Source organism: Spiroplasma clarkii, assembly GCF_002795265.1.
Lineage (GTDB): Bacteria > Bacillota_I > Bacilli_A > Mycoplasmatales > Mycoplasmataceae > Spiroplasma_A > Spiroplasma_A clarkii.
This window is the reverse complement of record NZ_CP024870.1, coordinates 350,110-366,877: the sequence shown is the minus strand read 5'-3', so window position 1 is coordinate 366,877 and position 16,768 is coordinate 350,110. Positions and strand designations below refer to the sequence as shown.

The following is a 16,768-nucleotide window of genomic DNA, read 5'->3' as shown; positions in this document are numbered from 1 at the left end:
TTTTGAGTTATAATCAAATGTGAGGTAATTTTTATGAAGATGAATTTAAAAACTGATTTATTACAAAAAGAGATTCCTTCGAATAAGTGATTATGTAAAGACACAAATCGTGAAGTAATTAGAGGGACAAGTGTTGATGTTTCTTTACCATTAAGTTCTGAACATGAACTTGTGATTAAGAAATTAATAGATTTTGTTCGCTATTCACAAGACCCAATCTTAAACAAGAAAGACAGTGCTGACCATTTACGACCAGCAGTTGGTTTAGCAGCTCCTCAAATTGGCAGCAACACAAACATGTTTTTTGCTCGTTTTGAGTGAGATGAAGAAACTGATGATATTGAAGAATTTGCTCTAATTAATGCAAAAATCACTGCTAGCAGTGATCAAATTGCTTTCTTAAAAGGTGGAGAAGGATGTTTAAGTGTTGACAAAGATCATCCTGGAAATGTTCCCCGCAGTTACAAAGTCAAAATATCTGGGTTTGAGTGATTAACTCAAGAATATGTGGAACTAACAGTGCGAGGCTATCAAGCCATTGTTTTTCAGCATGAATTAGAGCACAATCAAGGTCAACTTTACTATGATCGTATTAATAAAGCAGACCCAAATTATGAAGAAGAATCTTGAATTATGTTATAAATTTATTGCTCTTTTAAAAGAGTTTTTTTATTTAAACACCGAACTTATTGAGGGCAGAAGTGGGGAAATAATTAAAATTATACATTCTTGAATTATTTTGATATACTTAATTTAAAGACATTTATATAAATTCTTTTGGCAAAAAAGATAGTAATATACCAATTCTTTTGCTAGAATTAAAATAATGAAAATTCTTTTAATTAAAGACAAATTCTTAATATCTTAAAACTATTAAATTAATATAGGATATCAATTAATGGTCACATTCAATTGTAGTGGTTTTTTGTGGAACACAACTAATCAAATTTAAGTGAATTTTCAATGTAAAAGATATAAATAAAAGGAGATAGCAATATATGGTCAATACAGATAAAGTTACCAAGGTTCCAAGCCTAGTGGCTGACTTAGAAGCGAAAATTGAAATAAAGAAATTAAAAAGTAATGAAAATCCCACTAGAAAGAAAATAAATATGGCACCTCACCCCACTAAAGTTTTTGCACTTGGTGGTTTAGAAGAAGTAGGTAAAAATACATATTGTGTTGAATATGATGATGAAATAATTATGCTTGATGCTGGAGTAAAATTTCCTGATGCTACTCAATTAGGTGTAAGTGCTGTCATCCCTGATTTTAGTTATTTAGTACAAAATAATTCTAAAGTTAAAGGTTTGTTTATAACTCATGGGCATGAAGACCACATTGGGGGAATTCCTTATTTACTTCAACAAGTAGATATTCCAGTAATTTATGCTCCTGCCCTAGCAGCAGCACTTATTCGTGAACGTCTAAAAGAATATAAATTACAAAATAAAACTGTTGTCAAAGAATACACTGAAAATGATGTTTATGGGACAAAGTATTTTAACATTGAGTTTGCAGCAGTAAACCACTCAATTCCTGATGCTTTTGGTGTCTATGTTTCGACACCAAACGGTTCAATCTTTTCAACAGGAGACTACAAATTTGACTGAACTCCTCTTGGACATGACGCCAACATCCAAAGAATGGCACAATGAGGTAATGAAGGTGTTGAACTACTAATGGCAGATTCGACCAATGCTGAAGTTGAAGGTTATACACTTGGGGAAAGAAAAGTTATTCAAAATATTGATTCTCTCTTTTTAAAAGCAAAAGGTCGTATCATTATTGCTTCATTTGCATCAAATGTCCACAGAATTCAACATATTGCTGAACTTGCAAATAAATATAGTCGTCGAATCGTAGTCATTGGAAGAAGTATTGAACGTATTATCAAAATTATTAGACAAATGGGACATTTAAATATTAATGACAAAATGTTTATTAAACCTAGTGAAATTGACAACTTCCCAAAAAATCAAATTATGATTTTATGTACTGGGAGTCAAGGTGAACCAATGGCAGCTCTATCAAGAATTGCTCGTTCAGAACACCAAACAATTAAATTAATCCCAGGAGATACAGTTATTATGTCTTCTTCTCCTATTCCAGGAAATAGAGCTGATGTTGAAAATGTGGTTAATAAATTAACTTTCCTAGGAGCAAATGTCATTGAAAACAATGGGGAATTAAAAATTCACACTTCAGGACATGCAAGTCAAGAGGAACAAAAACTCTTGTTCTCCCTATTGAAACCTAAATTCTTTATGCCAATGCATGGAGAGTATCGAATGCTTAAGATCCATGGTGAAACAGCAAGTAGTGTCAATGTGAAACCACAAAACGTATTCGTTGTAGCTAATGGAGACCAGATTGAAATTCACAATGGTAAAGCAGAAGTAGGTCGAAGAATCCCTGCTGATGCAATTTTTATTGATGGAAAAGATATGACAGGGAAAGCAAGTAATGTGATTCGTGAAAGAAACATTTTAAGTCATGATGGCTTAATGGCAGTAATTCTTTCAATTGATTCACAATCAAATAAACTACTTGCCCCTCCCCGTATCGTATCAAGAGGAAGTTTTTATGTAAAAAACAGTGGAAATGTAATTGCAGAATCAATTAATATTGTCACAGATGCTGTTTTAAAAGTTTTAAATTCACCAAAACCAACATTTGGTGCTATTAAGTCTGCAGTTAAAGAAACACTTTCACCATTTATTTTTAGATATAAACGTAGAAACCCTCTAATTATTCCAGTAATCTTAAATAAAAAATAATAGGGAGTAATAAAAGACAATGAAGACAAAAAAAGAAGAGCTTAATCTATTCAATTTAATTTGAATTGGTTTTAGTTTCATTGCCGGAATAACTTTCACGGCAAGTTTTAGTACAATTTTAAGCACAACCAACCCTGAAGCAAGTGTTGGGGTTCATATCTATTGAATTTTTGCACTAGAAGGTTTAATAGCCTTCTTATGTGCTTGATCATTTGCACGATTAGTGCAAATTCACCCTCAAGCAAATGGAGGTGGAGGTCAATATGCTCGCACAGCTTTTAATAAGTTTTGAGGGTTAATGACTGGTCTATTAAATTATGCAGTTATTCCAGTAATTGGAATGGGATTAATGGTCACTATGGTTCGTGCCAACTTTGATAACTTATCTGGTTATCATGGTGGTAACTGAGGTTCATGAGGATCATGAGGTAACCTTTACCTAGACCTAATTGCCTATGCATTATATATGTTTGCATCTTCAATCATATTCTTTGGTATCAAAAAATACAAATATTTTGCAACCATTATTGGTTATATGACTTGAGGAATTACAATTTTATTAATTATTTTTGGTTTAGTAGCTGGATTCATTCAACCACTAAATGATCCCAACAATCATACAGGTTTTGTGGGACAATCAACCAATATTAAGTTAGGTTTTGACAACTTTGTCAATACCTTTACTACATGTTTCTTTGCCTTTGCTGGAATTGAAACATTTATAACCACAGGGAAAAATATTAAAAATAGAGACAAAAATATGCCTATTGCTATTATTGTCATTATGATTTTAACCACAGTCTTTTATATAGCTTTTACAGCTTTAGTAATGTTTGCAGTTCGCCAAGAAAATTGGTCTGGAAACCCAAACAAGGAGATCTTTCAAGGTTTTTCAGCTAAATGATTAAGAGATTTTGGTTCAATTTTAGTAATTGTTTGTACAATGTTAATGAGATTTAACTCATCACTACAAATTACCCTGTTTGGTGGGGCCACTTTAGAGCCATTAGCTTCTCAAAAATTCTTACCTGATGCTTTAAGAAGAGAAAATAAAGAAAATGTGCCAGTTGGAGGTATTATTGTCACAATTATTGGGTTCACAATCACATTTATCTTATTTATCTTAATTCCAGACATTATTCAAGGGGCCACTGAACGACCAAGTCCCTTTGATTATGCAACACTTTCAAGTACAGCTTCAATTCTCTTGATTTCAATCTACATTGTAGTTATTGTGGCTGCAATTACTCATGGATTTAAAAAGAACATGAAAGTTAAATGATGAGAATATTTAGGTTGATTCTTAACAATTGGGTTTATTATCTTTATCTTTGCAATGTATTTAAAAGGTTTAATTACTAGTTTTACAAATCCATATGATAGTGATGGAGAAATAGACATTCAAAAACTAGTAGCTGCAAGTTTTCAAATTATCTACTTTACAGCAATTGTTGTTACTGCAGTTTGTGTCTACTATATTGCTTACAAAAAAAGACTAAGTAAACTACAACCTGAAGAATTAAAAAATCTTGAAAATTATGAAAAAATATATCAAATCATTAAAAAATAAAAAATGCTCAATAAGTTGAGCATTTTTTTTATAAAAAGATATAATATATTCAAAGGAGTGATTGAGATGAAAAAACTATTACTATTACTTAGTGTAACTGCTCTAACTGCAGGTGCCTCAGCACCTTTATTTTTACTTTCTAGATCTGGGCAATTTAAATCTGTTGAAGTAAAAACAGTCACATATATACAAGATTTAAGCAAAATAGAATCACGTGAAGAAAATGGTGCTACTATAATTGACTTAGATACTGATAAATTCAATGACCACACTCTTGAAACAATTTGATCTTATTATAATGAATATAATCCTACAATTAAATTATTATCAGTAACCTCACATCTTTCTAATCTTCCAAATCTAGAAAGCGACACAAAATATGTAAATCTGCAAGATTTAAGCATGTTATTTGCTCAAAAAAGAAAAATAAAAATGGTAAGGCATCAAGTAATTATTGAAAAAAACAAAAATACAGGAACTGGGGAATGAAATTTTTATATTGATGCTGATTTTGCATATATTAACAGTGATGGAGATGAATTACCAATTGATCGAGAAACTAATCTTCGCATAGGTTCATTTGCTCATCACAATGCAATTATTAATCCAGTTACAATTGAGAATTCAATTTTCACAAATGAATTTCAATTGAATTATACCTTTGTACCTTCAATTGAACATACTGACTCTGAGCAAGAGTTCCCTGGTATAATTGTGAAGTCAGATATTGGGTCTTTCTATGGACACCAAATTATAGATATGCTAAATGGTGTAGATTTAGGTCCTGATTTTAAAACTCATATTGTAAACTATATTGAAGATAAGCTTGGTTTTAAAATACTTGCAAGTTCAATCACTTTTGGTGCTATGCATAAGGCAACACTTGTAGATGGTAAATATCATGTTGGTGATAATATACCACTAAGTGGTGAAATGATTAATGAAACTAACAATAATCCATTCTATGTAGGGATTACTTCAACAGATGCTGATGGAACATTTAACATTTTATTTAGATTTGAACGAGCAATGTCTTAATTCAAAATTTGTAAAATTTCAAATAATACTCCTGAACAATTTTTTTAAAAATTGTTCTTTTGTATTTTATAATATATAATATAACTATTAAGGAGATGATTTAATGAGAGGAAATTATAGTGTTGCCTCTACAAAATTTTGAACGTTGGTTGCAAATTGAGTTGGTTTAGTAATTTCTGTTATTGGAATAATCGGGTTATTCTATTCAATATTTGAAAGCGAAAAAGTTTCACTTACTGGTATAGCACAAGCTGACAAAGCGCTTTATTCACTGATGATGTTTTCATCAGGGCTATCACTTGCATCATGTGCTTACATCATTTATTTCACAAAAAAAAGTGATGATATTACCTTTATTAACAACCGTTACATCTTGGTATTGTTTTCATTATCAGTTGGAGGAATTTTCACACCAATTATTTTAACTAGATTACCAAATGTTGATGTAAAATCAACAATTATGCCAAGAGTTTCAATTTCACAAGGGTATGCAGCAGTTTTAACAAGTTCAGGATTATTAGCATTAACATATTTACTTGCAACTCAAGCAGTGCAATGAAATGCAATGTTTAACGGGGATGAATATGTAACCTTGACATCAGCTATGGCAATCTTAGCAATTGTTGCTATTAGTTGAGGGTTAATTAACTCAATGATGTTTTTGGGAAAAGATGTTGAAAAACGTTTTGAATCAGGAATGAGAGTTCCAATGTTAATTGTTTCAACAATTAACCTAATTTTAGGAACAATCACATTGGTATGAATTATTTTTATGTCAATTTTAAATATTTTGGCAGCAATTTCAGAAATGTTCAACAGAAATAATGGTTTCTTGGGAACTTTACTAAATTCAATGTATCTTGGTTTAAGAATTGCTCTACAAATGTTTATTATTTATACAGCATGACATTGTATCATTGGTATTTGAAAAAATGAAAATTTTGAATACAAACGCAATGAAAATCTTGCCTCAAAACAAGAACAATATGCAGCTTCAACAAATTAAGCATTTTGAGTAAAAAAATAAGCACTAAATAGTGCTTATTTTTATTTTATAATAACAATTTTGTGATCTAAGTTTTGTTGCTTGTTTTTATCAAATAAAGGTTTACAAATAAGTGTTTCAGAATTGACAACAACAGCTCTATAGACATAAAAATCACACAAATGCATTTCTTCTTTGGTTGAGATGTTAATTAACTTTGAAAAATTTTGCTCCTTATAGCTTACCAAAACATTTGCCTTGTTTAAGTAAAAAATTGAGACAAATTCTTGTGGATCACAAAGAATTTGTTCTGTGCTTGAGTCTTTAACTCAAATGCTGTTATCTGCTTTTTGATAAACAATTTTTTCATCAAAAACAATTGCATTAACTGCAGGAATTTTTAAATCAGTCACTACTTGCAAATTTTCATCAAGATAAACTAGCATTCCATCTTTAATTGCTAGCATTTTATCTTCTAGAACTTGGAGTATTTGAACTGGTACAAGTTTTTCATCACATTCCTTTTTAGTAACAACTTTTTGGTCCACAATCAAACTCAAATAACGTTGTCCTGCAAAAAATGTGATTCTTTGAACATAACCTGAAACTGTTTCCTTAACCTCTACATCACTCATTTTTGATGCTAACCCATTTTTACTAATATATGGTAGAGGATTTGCTAAAAACATTCTCCCCACATCTGCTTGATCTTTTAAATTTTCTAAAAGAGCTTCTGTTTTGATGCTGTAAATTGTAGTGTCTGGTTGTTCAAAACGTGCATCCACTAAATATAAGTTATCAGTTCCTAAAAAAATATTTGTTATTCACTCTGTATTATCAATAGTTCTTACTTTTACCTTCATAAATTCACCTTAGTTTATTTTATCAAATCTATTAACAAAAATTAACCATTTTAAAAGGAATTTTAATTAAAACCAAAAAATAAAAACAACTAGAGTTTAGCTTCTCAAGTTGTTTTTAAAATAACATTAGCAATTGGTTCAAATTTTCTAGTCTTGTGATTATAAATTTTTGAACCATCTCCATTTGGAGAGTCAAGTTTAAAATCAGCATCATTAAATTCTACTTGAATTGTATAATTTGGGTCAAAATCTCAAGTCATTAGACCTAATATTTTCTCGGTATCTTTTGAAAGAATTTCAAGTGTTTTTACTAGATTACCCTCTTCATCAAAAAGCTTAATAGTTGCAAAGACCGAATTATTCATATCAATTCAGTTTGAATAAGCCTTAATATAAATTTTTTGCAACTTACTGTCAACCCATATATGAACACTATAATTGTTTGATATTTTTCCTCCTCCAGTATACCCCCGAATTTTCAAGTAATGGGGAAAAGTTTTGGAAAAATCTTGAACTTCAAATAGACTTCGAGATAGTAGTAAACATTTGCTTCAGTCTCGCATTGGTAAATTGAACTTACATTTATTTCTGCACTTTTTAAATCTTGTTCAACAACTTTGTTTTTTAATACCTTCATTGAAACTGGTGTGTCTCCAATTGTTCCTCACTCTGAAAATGGTTTAACCTTTTTGGTTATACCTTCAAGTAAAAATCCCCCATTCATATTATCAAATCATTTTTGATGATCATTGAAACCTGAATAGTCTTTATCTAAAATCACCTTGAACAAATCTGATCCTAAATCAGCACCATATGATTGAGCCAACTCCCTAGTTATCTATGGGATTTCTAAACCTCATTTTTCAAAAAAAGTGGTCAGATTGGTTTTTGTAATTCGAGTAATTACATCAAGCAAAATATCTAATTTAGCATGGTGCTCAGGGACAAAGTGTTTTGAATACTGATCTGCATTTGCAGCATAATGCTCTTTAAGCTCTGCACTCCTTGTACTAATTGCTGCTTTATGATGGCGATAGTAATTGTTTAGCATTGGGATAAAACCAGTTCCTAAACCATACATTAACTGAGTTATAAACAATAATTCTACATCATATGAAGTTTCAAATTTTTCTGGGTTACTTGCATCATAGTTGATTTTCCCGCTTTGAGGTTTACTTTGAGGTACTTCATATAAAGCATTTTTTCTAATTCCATGATTTATGAAATTAGGGTTAATTTTTTAGATATCAAACGTCTATAAACTTGATCATAAAACCCTGAGTCAATTGGTTTTATCAAATTATATTTATATAAAAGTTGAGTGATACCTACTGGACCAATATTAACAGTTACTTCACCTCATTTACTTAGTTTATAACCCCCAACTTGGAAAGTGTGCCCAAATTCATGTTGTAAACCTCACATTCCTTGTGAGAAGTATTCAACAATATTTTCAGTAGTTTGGGAATCAGATTTTTTAAAACCAACACCACCCTTACCAGTAAAAGATGAAGTAAATTGACTTCTTTTATAAAAGTCAGATTCTGAAGTTAAAGTAGCATTGAAGTTTAAAAGCTCTTTTCCTAAACTTGAGTGCATTGCAAAGTATTTAGAAGTACTATAAAATAATCCATATCCATCATCACTAAATATTATGTTTTCTTTTTGAAAATCATACTCAAAATTGTAATCTCCAAGTCCCTGAGAACTTAAACCATTTATTTCATTGCTTAAATTGTAGTTTCAATCCATTGCTAATAATGCACTATTTAAATTATTGTCATTATAAAATATGCCATCATTTTTTGCTGTCTGCATTATTAAAAACATTTTTACAGAGTCAATTATTAAATTAAATTTTTCAGATTTTAAAATTATAAATGGTGTATCATTAACTAACTGCTGGTTGATATCATAATTTGAGGCTTGAAATTTATCAAGTTTCTGATAAAGTTTTTTTCAAAAAGCACCATAATTTGTGTCAACTGGTCCACTCTTTGGATCACGATTATAAATTAAGTTAGTTCGTGAGGGATCATTTTCAAGACCATTGACTAAAACTTTTTCAATAAATAAAGTTGAAGCAATGTGGTGAAATAAAATTCCTGGATTTGGAGTACTAAAACTAAAAACATAATAGTCATTGTCTTCAATTTCTACTGGTTTTACAAGAATACTTCCAATTGTTGAAATTTTGGTTGAGGCTTCAAAAACATGTTCAAAAGATGTGCTTCATTGTCCATATAAACCAACTTGGAAAATTCCATTGGTTTTTAAAATATATTCACGTTCTGCAGCGGTAGTCTTAGATTTATTTAAGTAAACCTTAACTATATCATCTTTGTGTAAAAAAGTATTAGTTGGTATGTAGTCACTTAATTGAAATAATCTTGAAACTTTATTATGATTTTGATAATCTTTATATGATTTATGATTTACTCCTAAATTAAAATCATTCAGGTATTGATTATAATTTACAAAATAATTATATTCATTAGAATTGATTGGTTCAGGAGTTTTTTTATCTTCTGTTTCAGTCTCAACTTCAATATCAGTATCAACTTCAATATCATTATCAACCTCAGTTTCTTCATCAATCTCAGTTTCGTCAACAATCTCAGTTTCATCATCAACTTCAGTTTCAGTTTCGTCATCAATCTCAGTTTCATCAACAACTTCCGCTTCAGCTTCATCTTCAACCTGAGTTTCATCTTCTGTTTCAGTCTCATTATTTGGTGTTTCTGGATCACTATCCCCTTTGGATTTATTAAAAGAAATCTCACAAGAAATAACTGTCGCTGGAGAGAAGACAATAAAAAACTTGCTAATGCATACAATAACTTTTTCATTTTTCCCTCCGACATACAAAGAAATAAACTTGTACCTAAAGTTATTATACCCTCGTTTAGGTTGTTTGCAACACAATTAGGTGTTTAAGTGAAAACAAAAAAACAAGTACAGCATTGTACTTGTTTTAAATGACTTTATTAGAGAATAATTAAATAAAGTTGTCAAAAAGAGAATTGCAAGTTAAAGAATATTTAAAGCGTAACTTCTCAAATTTTTCCTGGAATTACATTAGAAATTGGTTCAAATCTTTTATTTTCGTGATTAAAAATTTTCGAACCATCTCCATTTGGCTCATCAAGTTTAAAATCATCATCTTTAAACTCAACTTGAAGTGTATAGTTTTTATTAAAGTCTCAGTGAATTAAACCCTCAATTTGTCCGACTTTCTTTGATTCTATTTCAAGTTTTTTTACTAGCTGGTGCTTTTCATCAAAAAGACTAACAATAGCAAAAATATTATCAGCTCTGCCAATCCAACTTGAAAAGGCTTGAATATTAACTTTTTGTGCCTCACTATTTACTCATAAATGAACACTATAACCATTTGAAGTGTTCCCAGCAGCAACTCCCCTAATTTTCAAGTAATGAGGAAAATCTTTAGAATAATCTTGACTATCTAAAAAATTTTGAGAGGCATAATAAATGTTAGGGTTTTCTGCATTTTGGTAAACTAAATTCACATCAATGTCAGTGCTTGCTTTAACTGGTTCAACAACTTTGTCAGTTGCTAATTTCATAGAAACTGGTTTATCTCCAATTATTCCTCACTCTGAAAATTGTTTAAGTTTTTCAGCTATGCCTTCAATCAAAAATCCCCCACTCATATTGTCAAATCACTTTTGTTTGCTATTATTAATCCCTGAAAAGTTTTTATCTAAAATAACTTTAAATAAATCTGTTCCTAGGTCTCTACCATATGATTGGGCCAACTCCCTAGTTTCCTGTGGGACTTCTAACCCTCACTTTTTAAAGAAAGTGTTTAGATTAGTTCTTGTAATTCGAGTAATTGCATCAATTAATATATCTAATTTGGCATGGTACTCAGGGTTAAATTTTTCTGAATATTGATCTGCGATTGTGGTGTAATGTGCTTTAAGTTCTGCAGTTTTTGCATTAAGTGCTACTTTATGATGACGATAGTAATTGTTCAATGCAGGAATAAAACCACTTCCCAGACCATACATTAACTGAGTTATGAAGATTAACTCAACACCATTTGCATCCTCAAATTTTGTTGCATCACTTGCATCATAGTTAATTCCATTTTGTGAATTTTCATACAAGGCATTTTGTCTAATTCCACTACTAATAAAGTTTGGATTTGCATTTTTAAACCCTGAACGTTCATAAATTTGATCATAAAAACCATCACTAACTGGTTTTACTAGATTATATTTATATAAAAGTTGCGTAATTCCTACTGGACCAATATTAACAGTTACTTCACCTCATTTACCTAGTTTATAACCCCCAACTTGGAAGGTATGTCCAAATTCATGTTGTAAACCTCACATTCCTTGTGAGAAGTATTCAACAATATTTTCAGTGGCTTGGGCATCGGGTTTTTTAAAACCAACACCACCCTTACCAGTAAAAGATGAAGTAAATTGGCTTTCTTTATAAAAAGTTTTTCTGTTAGTTAGTCTAGCCTCAAAATCCATAAAAGCATCACCCAATGATGAATGCATCGCAAAGTATTTTGAAGTACTATAAAATAGTCCTGGTCCATGATCACTAAACATTATGTTTTCTTTTTGAAAATCATACTCAAAATTGTAATCTCCAAGTCCTTTTGAACTTAAACCATTTATCTCATTGCTTAAATTGTAGTTTCAATCCATTGCCAATAATGCACTATTTAAATTATTGTCATTATAAAGTATGCCATCATTTTTTGCTGTTTCCATTATTAAAAACATTTTCACAGTGTCAATTACTAAGTTAAATTTCTCAGATTTTAAAACTATAATTGGAGTGTCTTTTGTCAACTGTTTGGTAACATCATAACCTGAGGCTCTAAATGTATCAAGTTTCTCATAAAGTTTGTTTCAAAAATTACCATAATTTGTGTCAACTGGTCCACTCTTTGGGTCACGATTATAAATTAAGTTAGTTCTTGAGGGATCCTTTTCAATACCATTGACTAAAACTTTTTCAATAAATAAAGTTGAAGCAATGTGGTGAAATAGAATTCCGTGTTTTGAAACACTAAAACTTAGCACATAAGCATTGCTTTGAGTTTCAACTGAATCTATGCTAATATCTTCAGTTTCTTGCAATCTTGTTGATTTTAAAATATGGTCAAATGATGTAGTTCATCTTCCATACATTCCAACATGAAAAACACCTTTGTTGTTTTTAATAAAATCTAAATCAGCACTTGTGGTTTTAGATTTATTTAAATAAACTTTAACCTCATCATTTTTGTGTAAAAAAGTACTTGTTGGGATGTAATTGCTTAATTGAAAACCCCTTGAGATTTTGTTATGGTTTTGATACTTTTCATATGCTTTAAAGTCAGCTCCTAAATTAAAATCATTTAAGTACTTATTATAATCTACAAAATGTTGATATTCAGCAGAAATCTCTGGAGCTGGGATTTCATCTTCATCATCTTCATCAGGCAATTCAGTTTCTTTGTCAACACCAGGGTGATTAAAAGAAAGACCACCACATGCCACAGCCAAAGTTGGGGAAACAAAGATAAAAAAGCTTGAAAGTGCATATAACAACTTTTTCATTAAAAAATCCTCTCAAATATTCTACTTATAGATTACATCATATACATAAATAATAATGAAATAACTTTCATATGTCAATGAAATAATCAATAAAAATCTATTTTCTAACAATTACCTGTAAAAGACTGGTGTTTTTTCAATGAAAATAAAAAACACTTCAAAAAGTGTTTGGCATTTTTAAAATATTCTTTAGTCTTGTCATCTTAACTTAAATGCTGGAACTACAATAAAGAACGCAATTAAAGCTAATGTAACAATTAGATAAATTGTATTTTCAGTATTAAATTCATAATTTCCATTTCAAGCAGCCACAAAAGGATTGATTGAATATTTAAATGGATTTGCTCATGACATAGCATTAAGTTGTGGAGAGGTTTGAATTGATTCAATTGGTGCAAATCCCCCACTTAGTAAAGTAATTGGCATATAAATTACATTAACTACGGCATTGTATGTTGTTGTTGATTTAAAAATTGATGCCAAAGTTAAACCTAAAGACATTGCTAGACAAATCATTGGAATAAATAATAGGATTGAAGCCCCAACATCATATGGTGTTGAAGTTACACTTCAGCCAAATTTATAACCAAAAAGGATTCCAGCTCATAATGCTGTTCATAAAACTGATATGATTACTAAAAATAAACCTATTAAAACTACTGAAAGTAAGAAGAAAACTGGTTTAATGTTTGTAGCACCAATTCTTTTCATTAAAACACTTGTTTTAAATTCCAAGATAGTTGATGGAATAATGAAAAATCCAATTGCTAATGCTGACATTGCAGAATATGATCCCACAAGTGAATGCAAGAATGCAGCAGCTTGTTCATCATTACCAGCCATTGCTCCAGAAGTGTAAATGCTTCCCATCATAAATATCATTAAAATTGGGAAAACAAAGATAAAGAATGGCACTGCCACACCTTTAATATAATATTTCATTAATAATGAAATTAAAGGAATGTTTTTGTTAATGTTTTTTCCTGAACTAATAATTTTGTCAAATTTATTTTTCTTACCTGGTTTTTTCTCTTCAGCTTTTGCTGCTTCAAATTCTGCATCTAAATCTGCTTTTTTCTCTTCATTAAATTTTTTTCAAGTATATTTGTGTACTGAACCATATTCTTTAACAATTGATTCCACAGTTCCTGCTTCTCTAATTGTTCCATTGTGAATATAAATAAACTTGTTACATAGTTGTTCAATTTCACTCATTGTATGTGTAACTAAAATTAGTGATTTATCAGTATCTACTACTTTTTCTTTAATGAATTCAATGATTTGGTTTCTAACTTCAATATCTAATCCAGTTGAAACCTCATCAAAGATAACTAAATCTGGACTATGAATTAAGGCTAATAAGATATTTACTCTTTGTTGTTGTCCCCCAGATAAACTTTGAATATACTTATTCTTAAATCCAACAATTTGATAAATTCTCATTAATTCTAATAATTCCCCTTCAGTCATTGCAACTGAAAAAGTATCTAAGTAGTATTTGATCATGTCAATTACTGTTATTCCTAGTGGATATTTTGATTCTTGAAATTGGATTCCATAAATTAAGTTGTTTTGTTTAACAACACTCCCATTTGTAGGTTTTCTTATTCCCGCAATTATTTCAGTAAGAGTTGATTTACCCCCACCATTGGGACCAATTATTCCAATCCTGTCTCCTTTTTTAATATCTAAATTAATGTCAGAAAGAACGGTCTTTTTCCCGTATATTTTATTGACATCTTTTAGAGAAATTAAAACATCATTATCCATTGTACTCGACTCTGTCGATTGTTCTGATTTTTTAATCATTTAAAAGATCCTCCTATAATCATAAACTTTTAAGTGTGCTAACTAAATAGCACTATAATTATATATTTCGTATTATGAAAATTAATTTTATTTTAAAATTTTTAACAAAAAATCTGTTCTTAGACAGATTTTAATTCTAAAATGGCACCCACGAGAAGATTCGAACTTCTGACCCTACGCTTAGAAGGCGCATGCTCTATCCTACTGAGCTACGTGGGCATTTTTAAGACCAAAAATATAATATCAAAATATTATTAATAATTCTATACTTATTTTAATAATTTTATAAATTTTATTACTATTTTGGTCTTGAGGATGAGGTATTTTTTAAATTTCCTTAACTCATTTCCTTAACTTGTCTGGTAATTCAAAAAATTTAAAGAAATGTTGGTACTCATCACCTGGATAATCAAGAATATTGTTTTCTGAAAATGTTTGACAAGCTTTTGCAAAAATATCATATACTTTATCAATAGTTTCTTGGGTTAAAAAGGTGTGTCCAATTGGATGTGGACCAAAAATTACCAGAATATACATCAATAAATCCTTTAGATTGTAATCTACTGTTCGAGCAGTATATTTTTTTAAAGCAAGCAAGTATGAACAGGTTTTTGCCAGTCTAATTAGTGTTTGATTTGTCATATAATCAATTTTTTTTGTAAATTTGGTTTCAAGTAGCTCACTCACTTCTTCTTCAGTGATAAAAAATAAATTTTCACTAAAGTTCTCTGCATCTGTTTTGGGTTTAAATTTATCTTCAGCAATTTCAATAAAAATATCTAAAATATCAACATAAACTTTTTTCCGCAATTGCAGTTGAGCATTAATTAACTTTGGTAAATACTCATGAGTAAAAATTAACTCCTTAATTTTTGAAACTACTTTAAAAATAATAATGTTAATTTTTCTCAAAATTTCTTCATCAATTTTAACATGTCTTTCTTGTTTTGACTTAATATAAGGTATCAGTAAGTCAATATTTAAATTTTGAAAATTGATTGGAACAAAAATTTGGTTATCATTATCTTTAAAGTTTGGTTCTCTACTTGCTGTTGTTAACTTTTCATGACGATCATAATCTAAAAATAGTGGTCAATAATCAATCAACATACTAAAAACTTCTTCACCATTGGCTAACATTGTGATTGATGAAATCTCATTTTTCATTAAGATTGTAGTTACTTTAGTTAGTTGAAATAAAGCCTTAAAACGTTCATTAATAGTAAATGAATCTCACTTTGAAGTTGAAAAATTGCTTAAAAACATGCTTCACTCTTCTATGTTTTTTAATAATTCATGAGTTTCTTTTAAATATTCAACTTCTTTTTCTTTTCATTCTCGTCCAGTTTCATATTTTTTTAATAATATTTCTCTTGTATAGTATTTTTGCACCCTTTGGTATAAACCACTTTTATCATAAATTTTAATTAAATTGATGGTAAACAAAAATGGATACAAAGAACTTGTCTTTAACTTACCATCAACAGCTTGATGATTAATATCATACTCAAAGTTAATTATTAGTTTACGAATAAAAGTGCTATTCATGTGATAAATTTCACTTAGTTTTCTAAAACAATATTTGTTAATGTAAGGAAGTAATAACCCTGTCACAATTGCTTTAACTTGCTCAATAAATTCTTCATCTTGTAAAACCAATCTTTTTGGTTTGACTTTAACATACTTGTAATTTGCATCATACAAGCTATCCAAGTTTTTCACAATGTAATCAGTTATTTCATTCATATCTTGGTTTTGAATTTCTTGAATTTTTTCTCCTCGATATAGTGAATATTGACTAATACCAAAGTACACTAAAGGATACAAGTTGTAAATTAATTCTTTTTCAGTATTTATATAATATTTGAGTTCTTGATCTTCAGCAAGCAAGTATAATCCATATCAAAAAATACTCTCTTTTTCATAGTTTCTCATAGACACCTCTAACCTATTGATTTTAGTCCTTTTTTCAAAAAATGACAAATTTTCAGATTAAAAAAAATCCCTTAGATAAAGGGATTTTCAACAAATTAAATTGTTGAATTAAAACTAACACTATGGTCAACTAGTTTTATTTAATACAGTAAAGTATTATTTGGCTTGACAACCACATTTGCATCTTGTTTGTCACA

13 protein-coding genes and 1 tRNA gene are annotated in these 16,768 nt (G+C 29.7%); 5 read left to right on the top strand and 9 right to left on the bottom strand.

The annotated features are described in order from the left end of the window. The first annotated feature begins 39 nt into the window (after positions 1-39). The 5 genes from def to SCLAR_RS01590 all read left to right on the top strand — a co-directional run bounded on the left by def (position 40) and on the right by SCLAR_RS01590 (position 6,394). Positions 40-642, top strand: a complete 603-nt coding sequence (def, locus tag SCLAR_RS01610; RefSeq protein ID WP_100255214.1) for a peptide deformylase — start codon at positions 40-42, stop codon at positions 640-642. A 356-nt stretch (positions 643-998) separates the two neighbouring features. Beyond that, the gene (locus tag SCLAR_RS01605; protein ID WP_100254207.1) at positions 999-2,780 is read left to right on the top strand and encodes a ribonuclease J; all 1,782 of its coding nucleotides are present in this window, start codon (positions 999-1,001) and stop codon (positions 2,778-2,780) included. Positions 2,781-2,799: 19 nt separating this feature from the next. Continuing rightward, positions 2,800-4,350 carry an APC family permease gene (locus SCLAR_RS01600; protein ID WP_100254206.1) on the top strand — a complete coding sequence of 517 codons (1,551 nt, stop codon included), beginning with the start codon at positions 2,800-2,802 and terminating at the stop codon, positions 4,348-4,350. A 66-nt stretch (positions 4,351-4,416) separates the two neighbouring features. Further along, complete coding sequence (locus tag SCLAR_RS01595; RefSeq protein WP_100254205.1) at positions 4,417-5,388, top strand: hypothetical protein; 972 nt, start codon at positions 4,417-4,419, stop codon at positions 5,386-5,388. A 103-nt stretch (positions 5,389-5,491) separates the two neighbouring features. Then, positions 5,492-6,394, top strand: coding sequence for a hypothetical protein (locus SCLAR_RS01590; RefSeq protein WP_100254204.1), 903 nt, complete (start codon positions 5,492-5,494; stop codon positions 6,392-6,394). Between the two features lie 41 nt (positions 6,395-6,435). On the opposite strand, the gene SCLAR_RS01585 is transcribed toward SCLAR_RS01590, so the two are convergent. From SCLAR_RS01585 to SCLAR_RS01550, 9 genes are all read right to left on the bottom strand, one after another. Further along, positions 6,436-7,236, bottom strand: a complete 801-nt coding sequence (locus SCLAR_RS01585) for a hypothetical protein (protein WP_100254203.1) — start codon at positions 7,234-7,236, stop codon at positions 6,436-6,438. Between the two features lie 89 nt (positions 7,237-7,325). Next, a complete protein-coding gene (locus SCLAR_RS07115; RefSeq protein ID WP_169921833.1) occupies positions 7,326-7,496 on the bottom strand; it encodes a hypothetical protein in 171 nt (56 codons plus the stop codon). A 50-nt stretch (positions 7,497-7,546) separates the two neighbouring features. Beyond that, positions 7,547-8,062: a hypothetical protein gene (locus SCLAR_RS07110; RefSeq protein ID WP_100254202.1), complete on the bottom strand. Its 516-nt coding sequence runs from the start codon at positions 8,060-8,062 to the stop codon at positions 7,547-7,549. A 12-nt stretch (positions 8,063-8,074) separates the two neighbouring features. Next, a complete protein-coding gene (locus tag SCLAR_RS01575) occupies positions 8,075-8,317 on the bottom strand; it encodes a M60 family metallopeptidase (RefSeq protein ID WP_100254201.1) in 243 nt (80 codons plus the stop codon). A gap of 137 nt (positions 8,318-8,454) precedes the next feature. Beyond that, positions 8,455-10,104: a M60 family metallopeptidase gene (locus tag SCLAR_RS01570; protein WP_100254200.1), complete on the bottom strand. Its 1,650-nt coding sequence runs from the start codon at positions 10,102-10,104 to the stop codon at positions 8,455-8,457. A gap of 173 nt (positions 10,105-10,277) precedes the next feature. After that, a complete protein-coding gene (locus SCLAR_RS01565) occupies positions 10,278-12,827 on the bottom strand; it encodes a M60 family metallopeptidase (protein WP_100254199.1) in 2,550 nt (849 codons plus the stop codon). Positions 12,828-13,016: 189 nt separating this feature from the next. After that, positions 13,017-14,636 carry an ATP-binding cassette domain-containing protein gene (locus tag SCLAR_RS01560; protein WP_100254198.1) on the bottom strand — a complete coding sequence of 540 codons (1,620 nt, stop codon included), beginning with the start codon at positions 14,634-14,636 and terminating at the stop codon, positions 13,017-13,019. A 142-nt stretch (positions 14,637-14,778) separates the two neighbouring features. Then, positions 14,779-14,855: transfer RNA gene (locus SCLAR_RS01555), tRNA-Arg, on the bottom strand. Positions 14,856-14,963: 108 nt separating this feature from the next. Continuing rightward, complete coding sequence (locus tag SCLAR_RS01550) at positions 14,964-16,571, bottom strand: hypothetical protein (protein WP_100254197.1); 1,608 nt, start codon at positions 16,569-16,571, stop codon at positions 14,964-14,966. Positions 16,572-16,768: the final 197 nt, after the last annotated feature.